25 protein-coding genes are annotated in these 24,781 nt (G+C 59.6%); 17 read left to right on the top strand and 8 right to left on the bottom strand.

Annotation, left to right across the window (positions count from 1 at the left end):
- Positions 1-2 precede the first annotated feature (2 nt).
- Both hemF and V1T76_RS25180 read right to left on the bottom strand, forming a co-directional pair.
- Positions 3-929 carry an oxygen-dependent coproporphyrinogen oxidase gene (gene hemF, locus V1T76_RS25185; RefSeq protein ID WP_330563434.1) on the bottom strand — a complete coding sequence of 309 codons (927 nt, stop codon included), beginning with the start codon at positions 927-929 and terminating at the stop codon, positions 3-5.
- A 78-nt stretch (positions 930-1,007) separates the two neighbouring features.
- Positions 1,008-1,481, bottom strand: coding sequence for a tRNA (cytidine(34)-2'-O)-methyltransferase (locus V1T76_RS25180; protein WP_330563433.1), 474 nt, complete (start codon positions 1,479-1,481; stop codon positions 1,008-1,010).
- A 267-nt stretch (positions 1,482-1,748) separates the two neighbouring features.
- Between V1T76_RS25180 and V1T76_RS25175 the strand changes: the two genes are divergently transcribed.
- From V1T76_RS25175 to V1T76_RS25110, 14 genes are all read left to right on the top strand, one after another.
- Positions 1,749-3,536: an ABC transporter ATP-binding protein gene (locus tag V1T76_RS25175; protein WP_442970177.1), complete on the top strand. Its 1,788-nt coding sequence runs from the start codon at positions 1,749-1,751 to the stop codon at positions 3,534-3,536.
- A 103-nt stretch (positions 3,537-3,639) separates the two neighbouring features.
- The gene (locus V1T76_RS25170; RefSeq protein ID WP_330563431.1) at positions 3,640-4,038 is read left to right on the top strand and encodes a DUF2177 family protein; all 399 of its coding nucleotides are present in this window, start codon (positions 3,640-3,642) and stop codon (positions 4,036-4,038) included.
- A gap of 179 nt (positions 4,039-4,217) precedes the next feature.
- Positions 4,218-5,537, top strand: a complete 1,320-nt coding sequence (locus V1T76_RS25165) for a methyl-accepting chemotaxis protein (RefSeq protein ID WP_330563430.1) — start codon at positions 4,218-4,220, stop codon at positions 5,535-5,537.
- A gap of 133 nt (positions 5,538-5,670) precedes the next feature.
- On the top strand, positions 5,671-7,533 hold the full coding sequence (locus V1T76_RS25160) for a putative bifunctional diguanylate cyclase/phosphodiesterase (protein ID WP_330563429.1): 1,863 nt from the start codon (positions 5,671-5,673) through the stop codon (positions 7,531-7,533).
- Positions 7,534-7,926: 393 nt separating this feature from the next.
- Positions 7,927-8,355 (top strand): hypothetical protein, encoded by a 429-nt coding sequence (locus tag V1T76_RS25155; RefSeq protein ID WP_330563428.1) that lies wholly within the window; start codon positions 7,927-7,929, stop codon positions 8,353-8,355.
- 2 nt (positions 8,356-8,357) lie between these two features.
- Complete coding sequence (locus V1T76_RS25150) at positions 8,358-10,196, top strand: ABC transporter ATP-binding protein (RefSeq protein WP_330563427.1); 1,839 nt, start codon at positions 8,358-8,360, stop codon at positions 10,194-10,196.
- 307 nt (positions 10,197-10,503) lie between these two features.
- On the top strand, positions 10,504-11,064 hold the full coding sequence (gene petA / locus V1T76_RS25145; protein ID WP_330563426.1) for a ubiquinol-cytochrome c reductase iron-sulfur subunit: 561 nt from the start codon (positions 10,504-10,506) through the stop codon (positions 11,062-11,064).
- 25 nt (positions 11,065-11,089) lie between these two features.
- Positions 11,090-12,355 carry a cytochrome b gene (locus tag V1T76_RS25140; RefSeq protein WP_330563425.1) on the top strand — a complete coding sequence of 422 codons (1,266 nt, stop codon included), beginning with the start codon at positions 11,090-11,092 and terminating at the stop codon, positions 12,353-12,355.
- A 30-nt stretch (positions 12,356-12,385) separates the two neighbouring features.
- Positions 12,386-13,270 (top strand): cytochrome c1, encoded by an 885-nt coding sequence (locus tag V1T76_RS25135; protein WP_330563424.1) that lies wholly within the window; start codon positions 12,386-12,388, stop codon positions 13,268-13,270.
- A 71-nt stretch (positions 13,271-13,341) separates the two neighbouring features.
- Positions 13,342-13,833 (top strand): GlcG/HbpS family heme-binding protein, encoded by a 492-nt coding sequence (locus V1T76_RS25130; protein ID WP_330563423.1) that lies wholly within the window; start codon positions 13,342-13,344, stop codon positions 13,831-13,833.
- A gap of 61 nt (positions 13,834-13,894) precedes the next feature.
- Positions 13,895-14,773, top strand: a complete 879-nt coding sequence (locus tag V1T76_RS25125) for an S-methyl-5'-thioadenosine phosphorylase (RefSeq protein ID WP_330563422.1) — start codon at positions 13,895-13,897, stop codon at positions 14,771-14,773.
- A 131-nt stretch (positions 14,774-14,904) separates the two neighbouring features.
- Positions 14,905-15,453, top strand: coding sequence for an adenine phosphoribosyltransferase (locus V1T76_RS25120; RefSeq protein ID WP_330563421.1), 549 nt, complete (start codon positions 14,905-14,907; stop codon positions 15,451-15,453).
- A 7-nt stretch (positions 15,454-15,460) separates the two neighbouring features.
- Positions 15,461-16,123 (top strand): 5,6-dimethylbenzimidazole synthase, encoded by a 663-nt coding sequence (bluB, locus tag V1T76_RS25115; protein WP_330563420.1) that lies wholly within the window; start codon positions 15,461-15,463, stop codon positions 16,121-16,123.
- A gap of 117 nt (positions 16,124-16,240) precedes the next feature.
- Positions 16,241-16,720: a GNAT family N-acetyltransferase gene (locus V1T76_RS25110; RefSeq protein WP_330563419.1), complete on the top strand. Its 480-nt coding sequence runs from the start codon at positions 16,241-16,243 to the stop codon at positions 16,718-16,720.
- A gap of 70 nt (positions 16,721-16,790) precedes the next feature.
- Here the strand turns inward: V1T76_RS25110 and V1T76_RS25105 are convergent, their stop codons facing one another.
- Positions 16,791-17,687 carry an agmatinase gene (locus tag V1T76_RS25105; RefSeq protein ID WP_330563418.1) on the bottom strand — a complete coding sequence of 299 codons (897 nt, stop codon included), beginning with the start codon at positions 17,685-17,687 and terminating at the stop codon, positions 16,791-16,793.
- A 293-nt stretch (positions 17,688-17,980) separates the two neighbouring features.
- Between V1T76_RS25105 and V1T76_RS25100 the strand changes: the two genes are divergently transcribed.
- Both V1T76_RS25100 and V1T76_RS25095 read left to right on the top strand, forming a co-directional pair.
- Positions 17,981-19,003 carry a methyltransferase gene (locus V1T76_RS25100; protein ID WP_330563417.1) on the top strand — a complete coding sequence of 341 codons (1,023 nt, stop codon included), beginning with the start codon at positions 17,981-17,983 and terminating at the stop codon, positions 19,001-19,003.
- 136 nt (positions 19,004-19,139) lie between these two features.
- Positions 19,140-19,382 carry a hypothetical protein gene (locus tag V1T76_RS25095; RefSeq protein WP_330563416.1) on the top strand — a complete coding sequence of 81 codons (243 nt, stop codon included), beginning with the start codon at positions 19,140-19,142 and terminating at the stop codon, positions 19,380-19,382.
- 111 nt (positions 19,383-19,493) lie between these two features.
- Here the strand turns inward: V1T76_RS25095 and V1T76_RS25090 are convergent, their stop codons facing one another.
- The 4 genes from V1T76_RS25090 to V1T76_RS25075 all read right to left on the bottom strand — a co-directional run bounded on the left by V1T76_RS25090 (position 19,494) and on the right by V1T76_RS25075 (position 21,881).
- Complete coding sequence (locus V1T76_RS25090) at positions 19,494-19,973, bottom strand: MaoC family dehydratase (protein WP_330563415.1); 480 nt, start codon at positions 19,971-19,973, stop codon at positions 19,494-19,496.
- A complete protein-coding gene (locus V1T76_RS25085) occupies positions 19,970-20,428 on the bottom strand; it encodes a MaoC family dehydratase (RefSeq protein ID WP_330563414.1) in 459 nt (152 codons plus the stop codon). Before V1T76_RS25085 ends, V1T76_RS25090 begins: the two co-directional genes overlap by 4 nt.
- 72 nt (positions 20,429-20,500) lie before the next feature.
- Positions 20,501-20,863 carry a hypothetical protein gene (locus tag V1T76_RS25080; protein ID WP_330563413.1) on the bottom strand — a complete coding sequence of 121 codons (363 nt, stop codon included), beginning with the start codon at positions 20,861-20,863 and terminating at the stop codon, positions 20,501-20,503.
- A 118-nt stretch (positions 20,864-20,981) separates the two neighbouring features.
- The gene (locus V1T76_RS25075; protein WP_330563412.1) at positions 20,982-21,881 is read right to left on the bottom strand and encodes an NAD-dependent epimerase/dehydratase family protein; all 900 of its coding nucleotides are present in this window, start codon (positions 21,879-21,881) and stop codon (positions 20,982-20,984) included.
- Positions 21,882-22,069: 188 nt separating this feature from the next.
- Between V1T76_RS25075 and V1T76_RS25070 the strand changes: the two genes are divergently transcribed.
- Positions 22,070-22,969 carry an AraC family transcriptional regulator gene (locus tag V1T76_RS25070; RefSeq protein ID WP_330563411.1) on the top strand — a complete coding sequence of 300 codons (900 nt, stop codon included), beginning with the start codon at positions 22,070-22,072 and terminating at the stop codon, positions 22,967-22,969.
- Positions 22,970-22,977: 8 nt separating this feature from the next.
- Here V1T76_RS25070 and V1T76_RS25065 read toward each other — a convergent pair whose 3' ends face one another.
- Positions 22,978-24,753, bottom strand: a complete 1,776-nt coding sequence (locus V1T76_RS25065; protein WP_330563410.1) for an SLC13 family permease — start codon at positions 24,751-24,753, stop codon at positions 22,978-22,980.
- Between the last annotated feature and the right edge of the window lie 28 nt (positions 24,754-24,781).

Raw genomic sequence — 24,781 nt, 5'->3', positions numbered from 1 at the left:
TCCTAAGGCCACTTTACCACAGGCGGCATGGACGAGAGGATCGAGGCCACGTTGCCGCCGGTCTTCAGACCGAAAATCGTGCCACGGTCATAAAGCAGATTGTATTCAACGTAACGGCCCCGCCGAATGAGCTGTTCCTCGCGCTCCGCGTCGTTCCAGGGCTTCTGGAAGTTGCGCCGGACCAGTTCCGGATAAATGTCGAGGAAGGCCAGGCCGACGTCCTTGGTGAAGGCAAAATCGTCTTCCCAGGTTCCGCTGTTCAGGTAATCGTAGAAAATGCCGCCGATACCGCGCGCTTCGTTGCGGTGCTTCAGGAAGAAATAATCGTCACACCAGGCCTTGTAGGCGTCATAGTCGGCGACGGCATGTGCGTCGCAGGCAGACCGCATGGCCTCGTGAAAGGCAACGGTGTCCGGGTCTTCCTGTGTCCGCCGGGCGTCAAGCACCGGTGTCAGGTCCGCGCCGCCGCCGAACCACTGACGGGTGGTGACCACCATGCGTGTGTTCATGTGAACGGCAGGCACATGCGGGTTCTGCGGATGAACGATCAGACTGATGCCCGAGGCCCAGAAGCGCGGATCCTCATTGGCTCCGGGGATCTGGCCGCGAAACTCCGGTGAGAATTCACCATGAACGGTCGAGATATGCACGCCAGCCTTCTCAAAGACACGGCCATGCATCATTGACATGACACCACCGCCACCTTTGGCTCCCGTGCTGTCGGTCCGCTCCCAGGGTGTGAGCTCGAAGCGGCCGGCCGGCTGGTCTGCCAGAGGGCCCGACAGATCGCCGATCTCGTCTTCCAGATCCTCGAAAGACTTGCAGATCCGGTCTCGCAGCTCCTGGAACCAGGCAGGTGCCATTGCCTTCTTGTCCTCGATGCCATCCGGGATGGGGCCGCCGCGGTTTTCAGGTTTGGGTGCGTTCATGTGACTGCCTGGACTGGTTGGAGCCTGCCGAACCGGCGGGCACGTAGCTGACTTCTATCTTTGGGTATACCCTATGGGTCAACACCCTAGGCTTTTAGGAAATGTGCATGATTGCCGCAAGGCTTCACCCAGCACCATCCCGGTTGAAACGGCAACATTCAGCGAGCGCATGCCGTCGGCCATGGGGATGGTCAGCCTGGCATCGGCAAGTGCGTGCACGTCCTCCGGTACGCCTGAACTTTCCCGGCCCATCAGGAGAATATCGTCAGTCTGGAAAGCGAAATCCGCATAGGGCACGTCCGATTTTGTCGTCAGCAGGACCAGCCTGCGCCGCTCAGACTGCCGCCAGTCGTCAAACGCGGCAAACGAGATATGACGGACCATCGCAGCCCGTTCCAGATAGTCCATGCCCGCCCGTTTCAACGCCGAATCTGAGATTGGAAAGCCCGCAGGCTCGATCAGATGCACGGTCACGCCCATGCAGGCAGCAAGGCGCAGGATTGTGCCGGTATTTTGCGGAATGTCCGGTTGGTAAAGGGCGATGGCTGGCATGTGTGTCCACATTCGGTATGAAGCTGAGGCTCAATAGCAGCAGGCGCGGCTTTTGTCACAGGATCGCGCAGTCTTGCGCCCTGCCAGACAGGGGGAACTGCGCGAAGACGGCAAGTCTGTCAGATATTTTCACTGGGCCAATTTCACGCCTGGCGCGTAGGATGCCTTGAAGATTCGCTCCAGCCCCCATGGAGACGCACCGTGTCCCCGCTCTTTCGCGTTTTTGAAACCTGGATAGATCCTTTCCGGGAGCCGCCCAAATCCGACATGCCCCGCGGCGGGTTTGCCTTCCTGATGTATTTTGTCACCCAGGTCCGGTGGCCGTTTTTTGCCATGCTTGCGCTTGGCGGTGCTGCGGCCTTTGTCGAAGTGACGATCTTCAACTTTCTCGGCCGCATCGTCGATCTTCTGGAAGAAGGCAATCGGGCGACGTTCTTCTCCGATCATTTCTGGACCCTCATGACCATGGCCTTCGTGGTGCTGGTCGTGCGCACGCTTACAAACTCGCTGATGGCGCTTGTGGAAGAGCAGGCAATCGTCCCCGGGTTCTTCAATCTCGTGCGCTGGCAGTGCCACCAGCGGGTGATGCGGCAAAGCCTTTCCTATTTTCAGGACGATCTGGCCGGACGCCTTTCGCAGAAGGTGATGCAATCGGGCATGTCGGCCGGCGATTTCATGACCAACCTTTTGCAGGTGGTATGGTTCATCGTCGTCTATGCCCTCACGACGCTTGTGCTGGTCGCGGAACTGGATCTCTGGCTGGGGGCGCTTGTGGCCGTCTGGCTGCTCTGCTTTACCGTAACGGCGGTCTTGTTCGTACCCAGGGTTCGCGCAGCGGCCAAGGACACTGCCAATGCCTATTCCGGTGTGACGGGACGTCTGGTGGATACCTACACCAACATCCAGTCGGTCAAGCTGTTCGGTTCGTCGGAGGAAGAGAGCCGGGGCGCGCGGACTTCCGTTGAGACGATGATCGCCAAGCTCCATGTCTTCACGAGGCTTTTAACCAGCATTCGCATGATCATGACGATGATCAATGGCGTGATGATCGTTGCCATCTCCGGCTTGGCATTGTCGATCTGGCAGGATGGCGCCATCAGTGCCGGTCATGTCGCCTTCACGCTCAGCCTGATCCTGCGCCTGAATATTCTGCTGAACCGCCTGTTCAACCAGCTCAACGGCCTGTTCCGCCACTTCGGCTCGCTGCAGGACAGCATGGAAACCATCGTCAAGCCGGTGACCCTCACGGACAAGCCGGACGCACCGGCGTTGAAGGTGACTGCCGGGGAGGTCCGGTTCGAGAATATCAGGTTCCATTACGGAAAGGCGGGAGGGGTTATCGATCATCTTGATCTGACGATCCGGCCCGGGGAGCGTGTCGGCATCGTGGGACCGTCAGGAGCAGGCAAGACAACGCTGACCAGCCTCCTGCTCCGCTTCTTCGACGTGGAGGCGGGACGCGTACTCATCGATGGACAGGATGTCAGGGACGTAAATCAGGAATCCCTGCGCCGGTCGGTCGGCATGGTCACGCAGGATCCCTCGTTGCTGCACCGGTCGATCCGCGAAAACATTCTTTATGGGCGAACATCTGCCAGCGAAGACGAATTGCTGGAGGCGACCCGCAAGGCCCATGCGTCCGGCTTCATCCGGAAACTGGAAGACAGGCGTGGCCGCAAGGGCTTCGATGCCTTTGTCGGCGAACGCGGTGTCAAACTTTCAGGTGGGCAGCGCCAGCGCATCGCCATTGCCAGGGTGCTTTTGAAGGATGCCCCGATCCTGGTGCTGGACGAAGCAACTTCCGCGCTCGATTCGGAAGTCGAGGCCGCCATTCAGGAGAATCTGCAAGGATTGATGACAGGAAAGACGGTGATCGCCATCGCCCATCGCCTGTCGACCATCGCCGCCATGGATCGGCTGATCGTCATGGACAGGGGACGGATTGTGCAGCAGGGCACGCATGAGACGCTTCTGGAAGATGCTGACGGTCTTTATGCGCAGCTCTGGCACCGTCAGTCCGGCGGTTTCCTGGAGGCGGAAGACGCGTTTGCCTGAGCGGAAGGGCCACAAGACGCAGCCAAAATTCCAGGGATGATCCATCGCGATGGCAGCGGCGTAGATCAGTCAGGCAAATCAATGGCAAAGACAGGGGGCCATCTTGAAATACGTCACGGCATACATCGCAACGGTTATCATCTTTCTTGCCGTGGATTACGTCTGGCTAACCCAGGTGTCCACCCGTTTTTATGTCGACCGCATAGGCCACCTGATGATGGAAAAGCCCAACATAGCCGCAGCGGGCGTTTTCTATCTGTTTTATGTCGCCGGCATCGTGATTTTCGCGGTCGCGCCCGCGCTCAAGGCCGACAGTCTGTCGACGGCCATTCTCCTGGGCGGGCTGTTCGGGTTCTTCACCTATGGCACTTATGACGTGACGAACTATGCAACCCTCCGGGACTGGCCGGTATCCGTTGTCGTGGTCGATATCGTCTGGGGGACGCTGCTTTCCGCGGTTTCTGCGACTGCAGGCTACACTGTCACGCGGTTGATGTCCTGATCAGCCGCGGACAGATCTCGGCAGACGGAAGTATTGTAAGAAATGTCAATATTACGTATTTTCCCGAGGCTTGGCCGTTACTGAATTTTTACGTGCAGAGCGATAGTATTCCCGCTTGCGAGAACGGCGCTGATGGAAGGCGGCGGTAAGCGGGATGAAAATACTGTCGGGGTTTCAACGTGACGCTTTCAATCAAGGGCCGTTTTGTCGCCATGGTGCTGACGGCTTCCGCCATCATGATGGCCGGTACCGCATTTGCCTTCTATACCTTCCGTCAGGCCTTCATGGAAAAGCTTGGCACGCCAGCCGGCGCGCAGGACTTTCTGACAGGGGATATTGCTGACAGGATCGACGGCCTGATCCTGGATCAGATGATCACAATCGGCCTCGTCGTTCTGCCCGTCGGCCTGGCCTTTCTGGCGTTTGCAGTCATTCTGGCCGTTGGTCTCGCGCGGCCCATGAATCGGCTGCAGGCGGGCCTCGACATGTTGTCGAAGGGCAATCTCGATATCCAGATCGACGGCGCCCAGCGAAGCGACGAGATCGGCGCCATCGCCCGGTCCGTGACCGCTTTCCGGGCCAATCTTGCCGAACGTGCGAAAGAGCAGGCAAGACAGGAGCTGGCGCACCAGGAAGCGCTCAGTGAAGAGCGCAAGGCCTTGATGCAGGATGTCGCGGATGACTTCGAAAAGTCGGTAATCGGCGTCGTGTCGGCGCTTTCGACCGCCGCCAACAGCGTTGCAGGCAATTCTGCCGGTCTCAACAGGGCGGTGCATTCTTCCATGCAGGCTGTCCAGCAGGTTCATCAGGCAACATCTGAAGCCAGCAGTTCCGTTGCGATCGTGACCAATTCGGCGGACCGGCTGTCCGGTTCTTTGAGCCGCGTGCGCGAAGATGTCGACCAGGCAACGAACATTGCCAGCACCGCGGTTGCCGAGGCCCGGAAAACCGACGAGATCGTCGGCAGACTTGCCGAGACGGGCCGTGCGATCGGCGAAATCGTTGAACTGATCAGCCAGATCGCGAGCCAGACGAACCTGCTAGCGCTCAATGCGACCATCGAGGCCGCACGTGCTGGTGACGCAGGGCGCGGATTTGCCGTTGTTGCCAACGAGGTCAAGGCCCTGGCGGAGCAGACGACGCGAGCCACCGAAGATATCTCAGCACAGGTGTCGGCCGTGCAGGAAGTGGCTGAACTCTCCGAAACGGCCATTCGCTCTATTGCGGAAACAATCGGCCGTGTGAGTGAGATTTCCGGAAAAATCCGCGAAGCGGTCGAAGAGCAGACAACGGCTACACAGGAAATCAGCAGCAACGCCCTGACGGCGCGAGCAAGTTCCGATCAGGTGGCCGGAAACGTCGATACCTTGAGTGACGTGATGGAGACCAGCCGAACGGCTACCGAGGAAATGACCGGTGCGGCCGATGAACTCGGACAGTTGTCGAACAGCCTTCAGGAACAGGTCAGACAATTCCTTCAAAGCGTGCGTGCTGCCTGACCGGGAAACGTATCCCGTTGCGTCTATTGGTATAATTACCAGTATATTGCGAAATTATATTGCGGTTTAGAGATTGATTCAGTTTTACTCTCGTAGAGTAATTAAGATCAAATCTCTGAGCTGAAGACGGAATATGGCAGAATTCTTAGGAGATGTGCCGGGTCAACATCTACTGCTCGTTCTGGGAATCGCCTCGGCTCTCATCGCCGCGACCTATTTTTGCGGGCAGAGGCAGGGCGCGAAGTCTGTTCCGGCCGGTGTTTCCGGCTTCGGAAACGATGCTGCAATCCTTCAGCTTGTCGTGGAACACGCCCATGAAGGCCTGGTCATGCAGGACATCTACGGGCGCATCGAATGGACCAATCCTGCCTATTCCCGCATTACCGGATACAGTGCCGAGGAAGTTCGCGGCCGCCGTCCTCAGGAGTTCATCTTGCCGCCGGCCAACCAGCTTTCGGCGGAGGAGATTGAGAGCTTCCGGTTCGACCTGACGAAGTTCCGGTCCGGAACCGAAGAGCTGATCCTCAATCGCCGGAAGGACGGAGAGCTTTTCTGGAACCAGCTCACGTTTGCGGTGGTCGAGGGAAAGACGCAGGAAGACACCAAGATCATTCTCATCTGCCGGGATGTAACCAGCCAGGTTGAGCATGTGAAGGAGCTGGAGAACGCGCGGACGCGCTTGAAGCACCAGGCGGAGCACGACGACCTGACCGGCGTTGCCAACCGGTCCAAGCTGAATGCCTATCTGATGGAGAGGATCGCGGACGGGGCGGACGGCAATGCCCGGATTGGCATCATTCATTTCGATCTGGACCACTTCAAGGACATCAACGACAGCCACGGCCATAGTGCCGGCGACACCGTGCTGCGCCATGTGGCCATGGTGATGAGCGGTGTTCTCGGCAACAAGGGACTGGTCGCGCGGATCGGTGGCGACGAGTTCGTCGCGGTGGTCTCCGGGGCGCAAGGGCCGGAGGAAATGGAAGATCTGGGGACTCGGATTCTCGATGGGCTGGCCAAACCCGTCCGGGTGGATCATCACGAGGTGCGGGTTGCCGGCAGCGTCGGTCTGGTGCTCGCCGATGCCGCGACTGCAAGCGCATCAGAACTGATAAATTGCGCGGATATCGCGCTTTATGCCGCCAAGCGCTCGGGCCGCAGCCAGATTTCCTGGTACACGGATGCGCTTGGCGCTGCTCATCGCCATCGTCGCATGATCCTGGCTCAGCTTGATGAGGATCTTGAAAATGACGGCCTGTCGCTGATGCTGATACCGCAATTCGATCTGGAGAGCCGTCGGATCATCGGTTACGAGGCGGCTGCCTGCTGGCTTCATCCCTCTGAAGGGCTTGTCGATCCGGTGAGCCTGCTTTCGGCACAGGAGGATGCGAGGCGGATCGCGCAGATCGAGCGCTTTGCACTGCGTGAAGGCCTATGCGAGGTCAAGCGGCTTCGGGAGGTGTCGAATGCGGCGTACTTCCTGTCGGTGAATCTGAGCGGGGCCAGCCTGAAGGACGATGATTTCATGGTGCGGCTTCGGCAAGCTGCCTGCGAAGCGGGGTTCAAAACCAGAGACATCGTGATCGAGCTGGACGAAAAGATCATCCGCTTCGATGAACCGGACGGTCTGGCCGGATCGGTCGATCTGTTGAAGAAGATCGGCTGCCGGGTCGCGCTGGACAAGTTCGGCGGTGGCCACGGCGGTGCCGGCCAGCTCATCTATCTCAACGCGGATCAGCTGAAGCTGTGCCCGATGCTCGTCGCCGGTCTGGAAGAGAGCCACGAAAAACGGCAACTGGTTCAGTCGATCATCAGGCTTGCCGGCAATCTGGGGCTCACGATTTCGGCGGCAGGCGTGGATACGGCAAGGCAGGTCGAGTTGCTCAGGCAATTTGGCTGCACCATGGTTCAGGGCAAGATTATCGCCGATCCTCTTTCTGCGCATGAGGCTGAAATTCATATGCGCGAGTTCGCGCTTCTGGAGCATCAGGCATAACCTGCTAGGCGCTATGGGCTGATGCCTGTCTGTGGCCAATGGGCAACAGATGGGTATTTCGTGCACCTGTCTGGTGCATTTCTGCTTTTCAAGTTCGTCGAAAGCAGGTACCAAATCGTCCAGTCAACTCATGGTGGTTGGCTTTGTTTCCCCAGCAGCCGCCCGGCTGCGCAACCAGGAGGGCACTAAATGACAGATCGCTGCATGATCCACCCATATGCCGCTCTCCGGAGTTGCCAAGGCGTTGGTGTCCGCTTCCGCTAGGAAGCCACCCCCTTCTCCAATTTCCTTAACTTATGCGGTGACCGGCTGAAGCCGTTCCCTTTGAGCTGCATGCGTTGCCGCGCATGTCTGCCGTCACCACGTTCATGATCCCATTTCGGAGATGATCCGATGTCATTTCATTTCACGCCGGACCTGTCCCCTGCGACGGGACGTCCGGACATAGAGGTGTCTTTACCGGAAGAGCCGCGTCAGGCCTTTTTCAGCCGCGCGATGCGCGCCGCAGCGGTTGCCGGCGTCTTTCTGGGTGCCACCTTCGCGGTCGCCGTTGTGTTCTTCATTCCGGTGATTGTCTTCAATGTGAGCCGGGTCGAGGCTCTGGAAATTGCCGGACGTCATATGCCGGTGACACAGTTCACCGATGAACTCGGCGCACTTTTCTGGGGCACTTTCATTCTGGCTCTCGCCTTTACAAGTTTCATCGCCAGTCTGCTGCTGTTTGCGACTGGCCGCATCATTCGCCCGCGCAGCAAGCCTGTGCACACAGACGATGCCCTGGTGCATCTCAATGTGCTACGGTTGAGCGGGGCCGAGAGGTAAACATGTTCGAGCGTTTCGAAAAACTTGTGGACCCCTTCGAGAAGACGGTCCTCGAAGTGCCCCCGAAGGGCTTTTGGGCCTTCTGTTGGTATTTCACCAAACCCGTGTGGCCGATCCTGGCCGGCGTCTCGCTGCTGGGGACGCTGGTCGCCATCGTGGAAGTGTATATCTTCACTTTCCTGGGCGACCTGGTCACCTGGCTGGAAAAATCCGATCCGCAGACATTCGTCAGTCAGAACTGGCATACGCTTTTGCTCATGCTGGTGGTTCTTCTGGTGGTGCGCCCGCTGCTGGAGGTCGTCTGGCAGTTGCTGTTTCACCAGGGGCTGATGGGCAACTATCCCATGTCCATCCGCTGGCGTGTCCATCGCTACCTGCTGCGCCAGAGCGTGTCGTTCTACCAGAACGATTTCGCGGGCCGGATTGCGACCAAACTGATGCAGACCGCGCTTGGTGTGCGCGAAGTCGTCTCGCGCATGGCCGACATCATGGTCTATGTCGCGGTCTATTTCACCGCCGCCGTGTTCGTGGTCGCAGGTGCCAATGTCTGGCTGAGCCTGCCGTTCCTGGTCTGGATCTGCGCGTATCTAATCACGATCCGCTTCTTCATTCCCAAGCTGCGGGATGTTTCGAAGCAGCAGGCCGATGCGCGTTCTCTGATGACCGGGCACGTGGTCGATGCCTATACCAACATCACCACGGTGAAGCTGTTCTCCCACGCAGAACGTGAAGAAGCCTATGCGCGCAACTCCATGCTTGGCTTCCTCAAGACGGTCTTCCTGCAGATGCGGCTGGTGACAGGGCTGAATATCGTTCTGGTGTTCATCAATATGCTGCTGCTGACGTCTGTCGGCGGTCTTGCAATCGTTTTGTGGCAGGCTGGCACGGTTACCATCGGCGAAGTGACAATTGCCGTTGCCTTCGTGCTGCGTCTTCAGGGGATGTCTCACTGGATCCTGTGGGAGCTTGCGGGCCTCTTCGAGAACATCGGCACCGTGCAGGACGGCATCTCGACCATTTCGCGCGAGCGCGAGGTGGTGGACGTCAAGGACGCAAAGGCGCTTACGGTCAATCAGGGCGAGATCCGTTTCGAAGGCATCTGCTTCCATTATGGCAAGGAAGCCGGTGTTATCGAGGATCTCAGCCTGACGATCCAGCCGGGCGAGAAGATCGGTCTGATCGGCCGTTCGGGCGCAGGCAAGTCGACCCTGGTCAACCTGCTTCTGCGTTTCTACGACCTGGAAGGTGGCCGGATCCTGATCGACGGGCAGGACATTGCCCATGTCAGGCAGGACGACATCCGGGCGAAGGTCGGTGTTGTGACGCAGGACACCTCGCTGCTGCACCGTTCGATCTTCGAAAACGTGGCCTATGGCCGTCCGGATGCGACGCGTGAACAGGTACTGGCCGCTCTCGAAAAGGCGCACGCACTGTCCTTCGTCTACGACCTGGAGGACATGGAGGGCCGCAAGGGTCTCGATGCCCATGTCGGTGAACGGGGCGTGAAGCTTTCGGGTGGTCAGCGTCAGCGCGTTGCCATCGCGCGGACCCTGCTCAAGGATGCACCGATCCTGGCGCTGGACGAAGCGACATCCGCTCTCGACAGTGAGGTGGAAGTCGCCATTCAGGAGAGCCTGTTCGACCTGATGAAGGGCAAGACGGTGATCGCGATTGCCCACCGGCTGTCCACCATCGCGGCCATGGACAGGCTGATCGTGATGGACAAGGGTCGAATCATCGAGGAAGGCTCCCACCAGGAGCTTCTGGAGCGCGGCGGACTTTACGCACAGCTCTGGGATCACCAGTCTGGAGGCTTTCTGTCCTCGGTTGAGGCCGCCTAAATCCAAAGACCAATGGCAAGAGCGGGATTCAATCGAATTCCGCTCTTGCGCTCATTCCCCAAAAAAGGGCAGAAAAGCGGCGCGGCAGTGGATTTGCCTGCGACATATGCGTTTCGAGGCGTTTGTTGAACTGGACAAGCGTTTCGAAGGGTGCAAAAAGACAAGCCGCTTGGCCGGTGCGGAATAGCCCGTACCCGGCCCCCGATGAGCCCGGCATGGTTCCGTTCCCTTCTTCGCCAAAAGAAGGGGCCTCGGACGTGATGCGGGCTTTCGGTACAGGTTGAACAGGTTTCGAGAGGACGCGACCTTGGCACATACGGATCAGGCGGAACCGACCCGCCGCGATTTCCTCTATATTGCGACCGGCGCCATGGGCGTCGTTGGCGCTGGCGCGCTGGCATGGCCGTTCATCGACCAGATGAACCCGGATGCCTCCGCATTGGCTCTGGCTTCCATCGAGGTTGATATCTCTGCCGTGGAAGAGGGGCAGTCAATCACAGTGAAATGGCGCGGGAAGCCGGTATTCATCCGCAACCGTACCGAAACGGAAGTGGAAGAAGCCAAGGCTGTTCCGCTGGGCGAGCTGAAGGATCCGCTCGCACGAAATTCGAACCTGCCGGCGGATGCGGAAGCGTCTGACGCCAACCGCGGCGTCGAAGGTAACGAGAAATGGCTCGTTCAGGTCGGTATCTGTACCCACCTTGGCTGCGTGCCGATCGGCAGCTCCGGCGACTTCGGCGGCTGGTTCTGCCCGTGCCATGGCTCTCACTACGACACCGCCGGCCGTATCCGTAAGGGCCCGGCTCCCGAGAATTTGCTGATTCCGCCGCTCGAGTTCGTCAGCGACTCGACGATCAAGATCGGCTAACGGCATAGATTTTTAGGAGACAGCCATGGCTGGACATTCAAACTATGTACCGCAGAGCGCTCCGGCGAAGTGGCTGGAAAGCCGCCTGCCGGTCATCTCGCTCGTACGCGGCTCTTTCGTTGATTTCCCGACGCCGAAGAACCTGAACTACTGGTGGACCTTCGGCGGCATCCTGTTCTTCGTGCTGATCGCGCAGATCATCACCGGCATCGTGCTCGTGATGCACTACACGCCGAGCACCACGGCAGCCTTCAACAGCGTCGAACACATCATGCGCGACGTGAACTTCGGCTGGATGCTGCGTTACCTGCATGCAAACGGCGCGTCGATGTTCTTCATCGCCGTCTACATTCACATTTTCCGTGGTCTCTACTACGGCTCCTACAAGGCGCCGCGCGAGATCTCCTGGATCCTCGGCGTGATCATCTTCCTGATCATGATGGGCACCGCCTTCATGGGTTACGTGCTGCCGTGGGGCCAGATGTCCTTCTGGGGCGCAACGGTTATCACCAACCTGTTCTCGGCCATTCCGCTGGTCGGCGAGGAAATCCGCACCTGGCTGTGGGGTGGTTTCGCGGTCGACAACCCGACCCTGAACCGCTTCTTCTCGCTGCACTATCTGCTGCCGTTCATGATCTTCGGTGTCGTTATCCTGCACGTGTGGGCTTTCCACACCACGGGCAACAACAACCCGACGGGCGTTCAGCCGAAGACCAAGCAGGACACGGTTCCGTTCCATCCGTACTACACGATCAAGGATCTGTTCGCGATCGTCGTGTTCATGATCCTGTTCGCATGGTTCGCCTTCTACGTGCCGAACTACATGGGCCACCCGGACAACTATATCGAGGCCAACCCGCTCGTGACGCCGGCGCACATCGTTCCGGAATGGTACTTCCTGCCGTTCTACGCGATCCTGCGTGCCATCCCGGACAAGCTCGGTGGTGTTGTCGCCATGTTCGGTGCCATCGCGGTCCTGTTCGTCCTGCCCTGGCTGGATACGTCCAAGGTTCGCTCCGGTACCTACCGCCCGCTGTTCAAGCAGTTCTTCTGGATCTTCGCAGCCAACGCCGTTGCGCTTGGCTACCTCGGTGCAATGCCGGCTGAAGGTACCTACGTTCTGCTCGCCCGGGTCTGCACCGTCTACTACTTCGCCCACTTCCTGATCATCCTGCCGATGCTCGGGTTCCTGGAAAAACCGCGGCCCCTGCCGGCCTCGATTTCCGAAGCGGTTCTGAAGGGCGGAGCCGGCAAACCGGCTGGTGCCACTGCAGCACCGGACACGAAGTAACGCGGCCCGGATCAGGAGTTAATTGAGACAATGAGCACCATGATCAAAATGGTTCGTTCCTTCGCTGCGGTGGCGGCTGTCGCCATCGCGACCCCGGCCTTCGCGGCAGGCAACGCTCCGCACATCGAGCGGCAGCAGTGGTCCTTCTCTGGTCCCTTCGGTTTCTATGACCGTGGCCAGTTGCAGCGTGGCTTCAAGGTCTACCGGGAAGTCTGTTCTTCCTGCCATGGCCTGAAGCAGGTTGCGTTCCGCAACCTGGCCGATGAAGGTGGTCCGAGCTTCACCGAAGAACAGGCGAAGCAGATTGCATCCGAGTACACCGTCGAAGACGGTCCGAACGATGACGGCGACATGTATGAGCGTCCGGGTATCCTGGCGGACAAGTTCCCGTCTCCGTTCCCGAACGAGCAGGCGGCGCGCGCATCTAACGGTGGCGCTTATCCGCCGGACTTCTCGCTGCTGGCAAAGGCCCGTGCGGCGCACCGCGGGTTCCCGTGGTTCGTCTTCGATGCCTTCACGCAGTATCAGGAGCAGGGCCCGGATTACATCTATGCGCTTCTCACCAGCTATCCGGAAGAAAACCCGGAATGTCTGGGCGAAGACTTCTCCGGCAACTACAACCCGGCATTCCTGGGTGGTTCGGTGACGGCTGAAGCCTGCGCGCATGAGCACCTGACCGGTGGTCCGATCGGCATGGCTCCGCCGTTGTCCGATGAACTGGTGGAATACACCGACGGCACGCCGATGACGGTCGACCAGTACGCACATGACGTTGCTGCTTTCATGATGTGGGCCGCTGAGCCGCACCTGGAAGAGCGCAAGAAGATCGGCTTCCGGGTCATGGTCTTCCTGATCGTCTTCGCTGGTTTGCTCTACTTCACCAAGAAGAAACTCTGGCGCAACGTTGAGCATTGATTGATTGCCGCCTAAGTGCATGATGAAAGCCGCCGGTTCTTCCGGCGGCTTTTTCTTTGAGGGGTAATGCAATGCGCCGTGCATTGATGTTTCTGGCAATTCTTCTGCTTCCGGTCCCCGCAATTTCCCAATCGGCCGCAACCCATATGGTCGAGGTTCTGGACATGCATCTTGCCATGCGGGCAGCGCTGCGCGCGGTCGAGGTCTGCAACGAGGCCGGTTTTCAGGCCGGAGCGTCCGTGGTCGACCGCTTCGGTGTCGAGCAGGTGACCCTGCGCAGCAACATGGGTGGTGCGCATGTGGCTGAGACCGCGCGCCGCAAGGCCTGGACGGCTGCTTCGTTCAATCTGCCGAGTTCAGACCTTGGCCCGCTCGCCGATGAAGGAGGAGAGGCCAATCTTGCCGCCATACCGGGGGCATTGCCGCTCGGAGGCGGTCTGCCGATCGTCTCGAGGTCGGGTATGCTGCTGGGCGGCATCGGCGTTGCGGGAGGCGGCGGCGGCGAGAACGAGGCCAAATGCGCCAAGGCCGGGCTTGACGCCATCGCGGATCAATTGAAATAAACCATCGATGACGCGGGCATGGATCCCGAAGACTATTGTTTTGCACCTGTATGGAGCGGTTATGGCAGACGCAGTATTGGGCATTATCGGCGGGTCCGGCATTTACGATCTTCCGGGGCTGGAAAACTCCGAATGGATTGCCGTCGACAGCCCTTGGGGCACACCATCCGACGAGGTGCGCATCGGAACCATCGACGGTCTCAAGGTGGTGTTCCTGCCGCGTCATGGGCGCGGACACGTCTATTCGCCGACCACGATCAATTACCGTGCCAACATCGATGTGATGAAGCGGTGCGGTGTCACCGATCTTCTGTCGGTCTCCGCCTGCGGATCGCTGAAGGAAGAGCACGCCCCGGGCACCTTCGTGCTGGTGGACCAGTTCATCGACAGAACCTTTGCGCGGGAAAAGAGTTTCTTCGGCACGGGCTGCGTCGCCCATGTATCGATGGCGACCCCGGTCAGCCCGAAGCTGGTCGATGCGGTGGCAGCGGCCGCGGAAGCGGAAGGTCTTGCCCATTCCAAGGGCGGTACCTATCTCGCCATGGAAGGCCCGCAGTTCTCGTCGCTGGCGGAAAGCCAGCTCTATCGATCCTGGGGCTGCGATGTCATCGGCATGACCAACATGCCGGAGGCCAAACTGGCCAGGGAAGCCGAGATCTCCTACGCAACCATCGCCATGGTCACCGACTATGACAGCTGGCACCCGGACCATGGTGAAGTCGACATTCAGGCGATCATCAAGGTTCTGCACGAGAACGCGGAAAACGCTCAGCGGTTGGTGGCCCGTGTGGCGCGGGACCTGCCGCGTGACCATCAGTCGTGCCCGGCCGGGTCCGACACCGCGCTGGAATTCGCCATGATGACGGCGCCTGACAAACGCGATCCGGCGCTGGTCGCCAAACTGGATGCAGTTGCAGGGCGCATCCTGAACCGGAGCTAGGGTCTGGGCTGCAGGCGGGTTTGGCATAACCCCTTGAGACAAGGCGAAATTACTTCGACCGGCAGACCAAACTTGCTATAACCACCGGCCGGGGCAGATGCCCGGACCCGTTTCAACAGAGAGATATCCCGATGACCGCACAGACCATTCAGGATGAACTTGTCGGTGCCATCCGCACGATCAAGGACTATCCGAAAGAGGGGATCCTGTTCCGGGATATCACGACGCTGCTCGGCGATGCCCGTGCGTTTCGCCGGGCGGTCGATGCTCTGGTCCAACCCTGGGCGGGGTCGAAGGTCGACCAGATTGCCGGTATCGAGGCGCGTGGATTCATCCTGGGAGGCGCCGTTGCCCATCAGTTGTCCGCCGGCTTCGTGCCGATCCGCAAGAAGGGCAAGCTGCCGCATGAAACCGTCCGGATCGCCTATTCTCTGGAATACGGCCTCGACGAGATGGAAATGCACAAGGATGCGATCAAGCCGGGCGACCGTGTCATCCTGGTCGACGACCTGATTGCCACCGGGGGCACGGCCGAGGCTGCCTGCAAGCTGTTGCGGTCGATGGGTGCGAATATTGAATCTGCGTGTTTCATCGTGGATCTCCCGGATCTCGGCGGGCGCAAGAAACTGGAAGCGATGAACGTTCCCGTACGTACTCTCGTGGAATTTCCGGGTCACTAGGTCTGTCATGGCGGGAGGAGCCGAGGGCAGCAACGTGAAACCGGAATTTTCGGAAAAGTTTCAGAAGGATTTTGAAACCCTTCTGAAATGGCGCCGCGATGTGCGCCGTTTCAAACAGGCGCCTCTTCCGGAAGGCGCTCTCGATCATCTGCTGCACTTGGCGGACCTTGCGCCTTCCGTCGGCAACAGCCAACCCTGGCGGATCGTTGTCGTTGACAGCGCCGAGGCCCGCGCCGGCATCGTCGCGAGCTTTGAAGCCGAGAATGAAGAGGCCGCCCGGACCTACAGCGACGACAAGGCGCTTATCTACCGCCAGCTCAAGCTGGCAGGGCTGAAGGAAGCGCCGGTCCATCTGGCGATTTTCTGCGACGATGACCCCGACCAGGGGCACGGGCTGGGCCGGCTGACGATGCCGGAGACGCTGGCCTATTCCACGGTCAGCATGATCCACACCTTCTGGCTGGCTGCTCGCGCCGAAGGTATCGGTGTCGGCTGGGTGTCGATCCTCGATCCCGACGCGGTCACCACGGCCCTTCAGGTTGACGCTGGCTGGCGCCTCGTGGCTTATCTATGCGTCGGTTACCCGGAAGAAGAGCATGTTGATCCGGAGCTGGAGCGGGCGCGTTGGCAGGCGCGCACGCCGCTGGCTTCCCGCATCATTCACCGATAGGGCCGTCTGCGTTCGAAGGGGCGCAGGCAAGAGGCTCGTAAAGTATGGAAGCGATCAGGGGCAGGCCTTTCAATCGGGGCCGATTGAACAGCCGCTGATCTGGAGGCAGGGCAAACCATGAGCGTGATCATCCGACGGATCAACGAGGAAGACAAGGAAGCTGTGTTCCAGCTTCTGGCAGACAGATGGGCCGGGCCCGAAATGCTGCTTGATGGCGAGATCATCGACGCATCGAGCCTGCCGGGCTATGTCGCCTATGCGGGCAACGAACTGGTGGGGCTCGTCACGTTGATCAAGCGGGACAGCGAGTGGGAAATCCTGACACTCGACTCGCTCAGCCGCTGGAGTGGCACCGGAACGCTTCTGTTGAATGCGGTGGTCGATGAGGCAAGGGCCAGCGGTATCCACCGGCTGACGGTGCGCACCTCCAACGACAACCTGGATGCCTTCAGATTCTATCAGCGCCGCGGTTTCCGTTTGGAGCGGGTCGCGCAAGGTGTCATCGATCTGGAGCGCGAGAAGAAACCGGAGATCCCGCTGCGGGGCGACTACGGTATCGAAATTCGCGACGAAGTCCTGTTTGCCCGCAGCCTTTGAGCTTCAGGGCTATTCCTTTCTCTCAACGCCTTTTCAATCCCTGACCGCAGGCCTGAGGGCAGGGTCGAGGCTATTGCCGGACGATCGCGCCGATGGCATTGACCACGAGCCTTGAGGCGGTCAGTGCGGTCAGGCCGCCTATGTCGTTCGGCGGATAGAATTCGACCAGATCGAACCCCGCTATCGTCGCCCGCCAGCCCACGCCCGCAATCAGATCGATCAACTGTGTGTAGGTGAGCCCGCCGGGTGTGCGGGCGGCTACGCCCGGCATGACAGCCGGGTCGAGACCGTCGCAGTCCAGCGTGACGACGCAGCGCGCGCCTTGCGGGATATGCTTCAGCGCGGCTGAGACACCTTCTGCGTGGATCTCGCGAGCCGTGACGAAGCGGCTGCCATAGCGCCGTGCAGCCTCGATTTCGCTGTTGCGGGCGCTGCCGACTGCACGCAGACCAACCTGAACGAGACCCGCAACATGCGGCATCTCGCTGATGCGGCGCATTGGACTGGAATAGCCGTAGCGCTCGCCGTCAACCTCGTCGCGCCAGTCGATATGGGCATCGATCTGGAGAACCCAGACGGGAGCCTGATCTGAAAAGGCGGCGAGGAAAGGGATCGGCAGGGAATCGTCACCGCCGAGCAGGACCGGCACGGCGGGCAGGGTCAGGATCGACCGCGTTTGGGCTTCGATCCGGGCGCGGTTGCCCGCGTTGTCATGCATGCGCGTGTCGACATTGCCGATGTCGGTGCAAGACGCGGGCCTGCCATCGAAAAGAGGGCCGCCAAGATCGAAATCCCAATTGCCGACGAGGCTCGCATCCTCCTGACTGGCTGCGCGAATGGCATCGGCTGCCCCGGCGTAGCCGCTGCTGTCCTTGTCGGGATAGGTGCTGCCGTGCCCGGCACCGAAGATGACCGCACGAGGCGCCCGGTTTTCCGGAAGGTTTGCGGGAAAGTCGAGAAAAGCCACTCGGTCGGTCCTGTTCGGTTTCTGTCGGCGAATGGGAGCAGGTGGAAAGGGAGGCTTTCGGCCGGTCCTGGAACGCTCTTAGGTGCCTGGCAGCACCAGCTTCACCATACCTGAAGACCGGTTTCTGCCAAAGCTCCCGGGCACTGAACGGGTACCGGCAGGACGTTGAGCCTTGTCGCGCCAGAATTTGCATTGCGTCGCACAATAGTTATAATTGCTCATTCCCAAGTTCATTTTTCCTGGTCGGAAAAATTTCGCACATTCGTGCTCAGAAATCCTGAGGAGGATAATTAATGCCTGTTGCCAGGTCCTTGGAAACGGCTGAGGAAATTTCAGATATTGCTTTTGGGTTCATGGGCTCGAAAGCCCTTTTTTCTGCACTTCATGTGGATTTGTTTTCACTTCTTTCCGAAAAGACCTTGTCTCCAGAGGAAGTTGCTCGGAAAAGCGAACTTGATCTTGATCGCGCAACAACCTTGCTGACCGCTCTCGCCAGCCTTGGCCTGGTGCACCGGGAGGGAACCGGCTTTACCAATTCTCCCGCTGCGGAAGCGTTTCTGGTGAAGGGGCGCAAATATGATTTCGGCGACTATCTGCGGTTTCAGATCGACAAGCAGATGTATCCCTTCATGACGCAGCTCAACGATGCGCTGACCGACAGCCTTGAGGATGGCCAGGTTGCTTCCTATGAGGCCTGGTTCAGCGACCCGGAGGAAGCGCGGCTGTATTCCCGGTCCCAGCATGCAGGCTCGCTCGGGCCAGGGCGGGGACTCGCCAAGCTTGTGGATCTGTCAGCCGCAAAGCAACTGCTGGACGTCGGCGGCGGCACCGGGGCGTTCTCGATCTCGCTCTGCAATGCTTATCCCGGATTACGGTCAACCGTTCTGGACTTTCCCAATGTTGCCAGGGTGGGCGAGGAGTTCATTGCCGAGGAAGGCTTGGAGGACCGCATCCATTATGCGCCGGGCAATGCCCTGAAGGACCCTTGGCCGGACAACGCGGACGCGGTGCTGATGTCTTACCTCTTTTCCGGTGTGCCGGGCACAGCCATTCCGGGGCTTGTGCGCAAGGCGTTCGAGGTTCTGACACCGGGCGGCGATTTCATGGTCCATGACTTCATGGTCGACGAAAATCGCGACGGGCCGAAGCTGGCTGCGTTGTGGCAATTGCAGCATACCGCCTTCAATCCGGAAGCTCGCTCGATCACGAGTTCCTATGTTGCCGGTTTGATGGAAGCTGCCGGCTTCATCGATATCGCGGTTGAAGTGATGATCCCGGGAATGACGATGCTGGTGCACGGCCGCAAGCCGGACTGACGATCTCTTCGTCAAACTGAGGCAAACTGGGCCAGACTGCGGCAAATAGGCATGATGTCCGTTTGCCGCAGTGTCTGCAGCAGGCAAACGGATTAGGGAGACGATCTACGTATTTTCCCTAAGATCCGGAGAAAAGATGTCTGCTTCATCTGCCCCCAAGGAAGTTCTGGTGCTACGGCTGCTCCTGGCCGTGCCGATCTTGAACCTGTTTCTCAAGGAAGCGCTATATGGCGCGGAAGACGCCAAATACTGGTTTATCGCCAATCTGGCGATGATCTGGGCGGTGTCGATCTACGCCTTCGGATACCCGGCCATCATCGTACCCGCGCTGACCATGGTGCCGATGGCCTTCCTTTGGATCCTCGACGTCTGCCGCTGAGGCGGATGAGCGTGCGCCGGGGAGCGCAGGACTTCCAGTTGTAAAGCGTGCTGCCGTCTTCAGGACCGCAGCACGCTTTTTGCTTTTTTCGTTACTGGCCGACTGCCGCGATCAGCCTTTGCGGCGTTCGACAAATACCGTGCCCTTGAACGAGAACACCAGCGTGCCGTCCTGATTGAAGGCCTGCATATCGGAATGAACGAGGCCCCAGTCCGGGCGGCTGCGGCTTTCGGTCTTGCCGGTCACGACACGCCGGTAGCGCAGCGTATCGCCGACGAAGACCGGTCTGATCCACTTGAGGTCTTCGAACCCGGGTGAGGGGCCGAGTTTGGCCGGTGTCTGTCCGGCGGCGAGCGCTTCTTCCTGAAGAGCCTTGTGACGCGTCACCCAGAGCTTCATGAACACGGCTGCGGTATGCCAGCCGGACGCGCACAGGCGGCCGAAATGGGTCTGCGCGGCAGCTTCTTCGCTGAGGTGGAAAGCCTGCGGATCGTATTTTTCCGCAAACCGCACGATGTCTTCCCGGGTGAATGTGTAGTCCCCGAGGTCGAGCGTGTCGCCGGCTTCAATATCTTCAAAAAAGGCACTCAACGGGCAACCTCCCGTCTTGCGAACAGGTTCGGGTTTTCCCAGACGAGCACTTCAGAGCCGTCCTGATTGTTTGCCGTTACGCGGATGTTGACGAGGCCAAGGTCAGGTTTCGAGCGCAAGTCTCTCGTGTCGAGTATTTCGACCCTGGCGGTCAGGCAATCACCTGGATGAACAGGGAGCTTCCATTGCAGCCTGGTGATGCCAGGCGAGCCGCGGCCGCTTGTCTTGTTCAGGAGGTTTTCAGCCAGCAGGCGCATCACCATTGCGCCGGTGTGCCAGCCGGAAGCGGCCAGGCCTCCCAGGATGGAGGCCTTGCCGGCCTCTTCGTCGAGGTGGAACGGTTGGGGGTCGAACTCGGCGGCGAAATCGATGATTTCGTCCCGGCTGACGGTGAGGGAGCCTAGCTCGAAGACCTGACCAGGTTCGAAGTCTTCAAAATAAAGGAGATCGGTCATGAATTCCGGTGGGGTTGGCATATCGCGGAAACGCGATCAGCCGCGTTTCCGCCTCGAGAATGGCAAACAATATCAGTCGTAATAGATCTCGTTATCGTCCATATAGACGTTGCTGGCTTCGCAGATATCGATGTCGATGGGATCGTCGAGCACTTCGGTGTCGTCGTCCGCCAGCCAGCCGACCTGGAAAGTCTGCGCGCAGTGGCCGGTATCTGCCTCAAACTCGGCCCTTCCGCTTTCGCCGGGGCCGAGCGGTCCGGACAGCCAGTTGTCCGACCAGCCGTTGCCGTCGTTGGTGTAGAAACCGACAACAACATTTTCTTCGGTGTTGTTGTAGATCTGGAAGTACCCTTGCGAGCCGGTTCCCTGCGCGACGGCTGCAGTTGCAGACGCCAGAACGGCAAGGCCGAAAGCGGCAGATTTCAGAAGCTTCATAGCACGTTTCCCAGGAGGACAGCGCTGCTGCCCGACAGTGTTGCGACCAGAAGCTAGTCTCAGCCGGTTCGGAAGTAAAACTAAATCCGCCGGTCTTCCGCCTCGTCCGGAAAGCCGGTCAAACCTTCACGTATTTGCGCCAGTTATGCTCTTCTTCAAAGCCCAGAACCTCGCGGATCTTGCGGTTGGAAAAGAGGGCTTCATGCTCTCCGAGCTCCCGGCTCAACGGCACATCGGGGAAGAAACGGTTGAGGATTTCCGCGTTCGGAATATCGACGGAATTCGTATCGTTTCCGGCGTTGAAGATCTGGAAGCCAAGGCCATCCTTTTCCAGGCAGCGGTCGACGATCTGTCCAAGGTCGCGGGCGTCGATATAACAGAAGATGTTTCTGCGGCGCTGCGCCGGATTTGCAAAGAAATCCGGGAACCGGTCATATTCATGCGGCTCGATGACATTGCCGATCCGAAGCGCATAGATGTCGAACCCGGAGCGGCGCTGGAAGGCGCGTGCGGTCTTCTCGTTGACCACCTTGGAAAGACCGTAGCTGTCCATCGGGTCGACATCATAGTCCTCTTCCACGGGCAGCACCTTCGGGTCGACCACGCCATCGGCGAAACAGACACCATAGGTGGTTTCCGACGAGGCAATCACGATCTTGCGGATGCCCAGCTTCACCGCGGCCTCCACGACATTGTAGGTGCCCATCGTATTGACTTCGAACGTCCTGTTGTCCGGGTTAATCAGAATGCGTGGCACCGCGGCGAAATGCACCACGGCATCGAAGGACGGTACGCCGTTGCCCGGCTCCAGTTCATCGAAGTCGGCGTAACTGGTCATGACGTTGAACATCTCACCAGACGAGGTGATGTCGGCAATGAGGTTGTCGACGCCGGGGTGGTCAAGCGGCTTCAGGTCGACGTTCACGACACGATGCCCCTGCGCCAGCAGATACGGAATGACATGCCGTCCGGCCTTGCCCGAACCGCCGGTAAACAGAATGCGCTTCTTGGTGGTCATGGTTCGATTCCTCCAGTTTTTGAGTTGCGTACATCATGGCCAAACCGGCACGGGAAACCAGTGCCTGTTTTGTTTTTCTGAAAGAAAGACCTTCTCCGTTTCAAGCGGCCTGGTGAGGCGCGGTCAAGTCAGCAAGATTTATCAAAAAGCATGGTGCTACGGTCCCTTCAGTCGAACGGGGCCAAGACATGACCAATCACGAAAAGCTCACACTCTCGCCGCGGGACAACGGCTATATCCGCCGCTTCACGCGGGTGATCGAATACATCTACGCCAACCTGGACGAGGATCCAGACCTGGCGACACTTGCCGAGGTTGCCGCCCTTTCGCCCTCACACTGGCACAGGGTGTGGCAGGCGACCTACGGCGAATCCATCTTCGCGACGGTCAAGCGCCTGCGCCTTCATAGGGCCGCGGGGTATCTGACCTATACCGACCTCGCACTACCAGTTGTCGCAAAGCGGGCCGGTTACGGCAGCCTTGAAGCCTTTTCGCGCAGCTTCAAACAAGCGTACGGCCAGGCGCCGGGTGCTTATCGCAGCAGCGCCTCATCGCACCGGGTGCAGCCTGCCAATGGCGGTGCGCCTCTTGCCAAGAAGAAAGGACTTTCCCCAATGCATGATATTGCCATCAAAACCCTGCCATCCGAAACCCTGGTCGTGCTGCCTCATCGAGGCTCCTACATGGAAATCGGCAAGGCCTTCGAAAAGCTGTTCGGTATCCTGGCAAGCCGCCAGATCATCGGAGAGATTGGGCAGATGAAGGGACTCTATTACTCCGATCCCACACAGGTCGCGGAAGACGATCTGCAATCCGCTGCCGGAGCGGTTGTCGGCGATGGCTTTCCGGTTGACGCTCCGCTCGAGACGCGGGAAACGCGCGCGGGCGATTATGCGGTGCTGCGTTTCAAGGGGCCCTATGCCGATATGAAGTGGGCCTATGAATGGCTTTACGGCGAATGGCTGACGCAGTCGGGCCGCGAGCCGGACGATGCCCCCTGTTTGGAGGTCTACCTCAACAACCCGCGCGACACGGCCCCGGCGGATCTCCTGGCCGATATCTGCCTGCCTTTGAAACCGGCTGCGTGAGTGTCACCTCAAAGCGGCCAGAACACCAGGATGGCCGGGATGCTGACGGCCAGAACAAGCAGTTCCAACGGCAGGCCCATGCGCCAGTAATCGCCGAAACGATAGCCGCCCGGTCCCATGATGATGGTGTTGTTCTTGTGGCCGATCGGCGTCAGGAACGCACAGGACGAGGCAACGGCCACCGCCATCAGGAAAGGATCGGAATTCACGTCGAGCGAGTTGGCGATCTGAACCGAGATCGGCGCCGCGATCAGGCAGGTCGCGACGTTGTTCAGAAAGTCCGAAAGGGTCATCGTCACCACCATCAGGATGGCGAGCGTGACCCACGCAGGGGCCGTTGACGTGAGGGCGAGAATTCCATCTGCGATCAGCTGCGCGTTGCCAGCTTGCTCAAAGGCCTGACCGAGCGGGATCAGCGAGCCGAGCAGCACGATCACCTTCCACTCCACGGACTGGTATACCTCCGATCCGCTTATCAGGCCTGCAGCGGCGTAGAAGATGACGCAGGCCGCCAGCGCGACCGGCAGATAGGCGAGCCCGGCCACGGCTGCGGCAATCGCGACGGCAAAGCCGGCAATCGCCAGCCACGCCTTGTTGCGCTGGATGACACCGGTCTCGCGCCCTGCGAGCGGCAGGACGCCAAGCCACGTGCAGGCATTTTCGAGCCGCTCCGGAGTGCCGAGCAGAAGAAGCACGTCGCCAGGGCGTATCTGTTCGTGGCGGACACGCTTTTGCACGCGGCGGCCCTGCCTGGAAATACCGAGCAAGGTGACGCCGTGGCCGTAGAGGAGACGCATGTCGAAACTGGACCGGCCGATGATACGGGCGTTGTCCGGTGCGATGGCTTCGACCAGCGACAGGGCGTCACCGTTGAGGCCGCCCTTGTGCTGTTCGGAGCCTGCGAACTCCAGTTTGGCGGCGCCCATGAAGGCCTCGATGGCCTTGGGATCACCTTCAACGAACAGATAGTCACCGGTCTTGATTGACTCGCGGCGGGCAAAGCCGCGCACGCGCCGGCCGTTGCGGATGAGGCCGATGATGGCGACATCCTTCTCGTCGGCGACAGGGTATAGGTCGCCGACTGTCAGTGGCTTGTCTTCCGAAATCTCGCCGACCTTCAGTTCCGCCACATAAAGGCTTTCGGCAAAGTCTTCTTCATTCGGCTTGTCGCGGAAATGGCGTGGCAGCAGGCGCCAGCCGAACAGGGCGACAAAGGCAATGCCGGTGACCGCGACCACAAGGCCGACGGGGGCAAAGTCGAACATGGAAAAGGGCGCGCCGAGAGCGTCCGAGCGGTATTGCGCGATGACGATGTTCGGCGGGGTTCCGATCAGGGTGATCATGCCGCCGAGAATGGTCGCAAAGGACAGCGGCATCAGGGAGAGACCGGGAGAGCGTTCCGCTTTCTTGGCTGCCTCCATATCGAGTGGCATGAGCAACGCCAGCGCGGCGACATTGTTGATGATCGCCGACAGGCTGGCCCCGACCACGGCCATGAGGCCGATGTGGCGGGACAGGCCCCTCGACGCCGAAATCACGAACCGTGCAATCAGTTCCACGGCGCCCGAATTCGTCAGTCCGCGCGAGACGATCAGCACGAGGGCAATGATCATGACGGCGGAATGGCCGAAGCCGGAAAAAATCTCTTCGGATGGGATCAACCCCAGAAATGCACCCAGGATAAGCGCGCCGAAGGCAACCAGGTCGAAGCGGATGCGGCCCCAGACCAGCAAGGCGAAAACCGCGCCGAAGAGGACGAACAGGGCAATCTGGTCAAATGTCACGAACAGGCTCCGGCAAAGACTTGGTAAG

The sequence above is a fragment of the Roseibium sp. FZY0029 genome (assembly GCF_036350355.1).
Classification (GTDB): Bacteria; Pseudomonadota; Alphaproteobacteria; order Rhizobiales; family Stappiaceae; genus Roseibium.
The sequence above is the reverse complement of the archived record's forward strand: the minus strand, read 5'-3'. Positions and strand labels throughout refer to the sequence as shown.

Excerpts from the sequence above, each read along its gene's own strand:
- hemF (WP_330563434.1), bottom strand. The coding sequence starts at position 929 with ATGAACGCACCCAAACCTGAAAACCGCGGCGGCCCCATCCCGGATGGC.
- V1T76_RS25180 (WP_330563433.1), bottom strand. The coding sequence starts at position 1,481 with ATGCCAGCCATCGCCCTTTACCAACCGGACATTCCGCAAAATACCGGC.
- V1T76_RS25175 (WP_442970177.1), top strand. The coding sequence starts at position 1,749 with ATGCCCCGCGGCGGGTTTGCCTTCCTGATGTATTTTGTCACCCAGGTC.
- V1T76_RS25160 (WP_330563429.1), top strand. The coding sequence starts at position 5,671 with ATGGCAGAATTCTTAGGAGATGTGCCGGGTCAACATCTACTGCTCGTT.
- V1T76_RS25155 (WP_330563428.1), top strand. The coding sequence starts at position 7,927 with ATGTCATTTCATTTCACGCCGGACCTGTCCCCTGCGACGGGACGTCCG.
- V1T76_RS25150 (WP_330563427.1), top strand. The coding sequence starts at position 8,358 with ATGTTCGAGCGTTTCGAAAAACTTGTGGACCCCTTCGAGAAGACGGTC.
- V1T76_RS25140 (WP_330563425.1), top strand. The coding sequence starts at position 11,090 with ATGGCTGGACATTCAAACTATGTACCGCAGAGCGCTCCGGCGAAGTGG.
- V1T76_RS25135 (WP_330563424.1), top strand. The coding sequence starts at position 12,386 with ATGAGCACCATGATCAAAATGGTTCGTTCCTTCGCTGCGGTGGCGGCT.
- V1T76_RS25130 (WP_330563423.1), top strand. The coding sequence starts at position 13,342 with ATGCGCCGTGCATTGATGTTTCTGGCAATTCTTCTGCTTCCGGTCCCC.
- V1T76_RS25125 (WP_330563422.1), top strand. The coding sequence starts at position 13,895 with ATGGCAGACGCAGTATTGGGCATTATCGGCGGGTCCGGCATTTACGAT.
- V1T76_RS25120 (WP_330563421.1), top strand. The coding sequence starts at position 14,905 with ATGACCGCACAGACCATTCAGGATGAACTTGTCGGTGCCATCCGCACG.
- bluB (WP_330563420.1), top strand. The coding sequence starts at position 15,461 with ATGGCGGGAGGAGCCGAGGGCAGCAACGTGAAACCGGAATTTTCGGAA.
- V1T76_RS25110 (WP_330563419.1), top strand. The coding sequence starts at position 16,241 with ATGAGCGTGATCATCCGACGGATCAACGAGGAAGACAAGGAAGCTGTG.
- V1T76_RS25100 (WP_330563417.1), top strand. The coding sequence starts at position 17,981 with ATGCCTGTTGCCAGGTCCTTGGAAACGGCTGAGGAAATTTCAGATATT.
- V1T76_RS25095 (WP_330563416.1), top strand. The coding sequence starts at position 19,140 with ATGTCTGCTTCATCTGCCCCCAAGGAAGTTCTGGTGCTACGGCTGCTC.
- V1T76_RS25085 (WP_330563414.1), bottom strand. The coding sequence starts at position 20,428 with ATGACCGATCTCCTTTATTTTGAAGACTTCGAACCTGGTCAGGTCTTC.
- V1T76_RS25080 (WP_330563413.1), bottom strand. The coding sequence starts at position 20,863 with ATGAAGCTTCTGAAATCTGCCGCTTTCGGCCTTGCCGTTCTGGCGTCT.
- V1T76_RS25075 (WP_330563412.1), bottom strand. The coding sequence starts at position 21,881 with ATGACCACCAAGAAGCGCATTCTGTTTACCGGCGGTTCGGGCAAGGCC.
- V1T76_RS25070 (WP_330563411.1), top strand. The coding sequence starts at position 22,070 with ATGACCAATCACGAAAAGCTCACACTCTCGCCGCGGGACAACGGCTAT.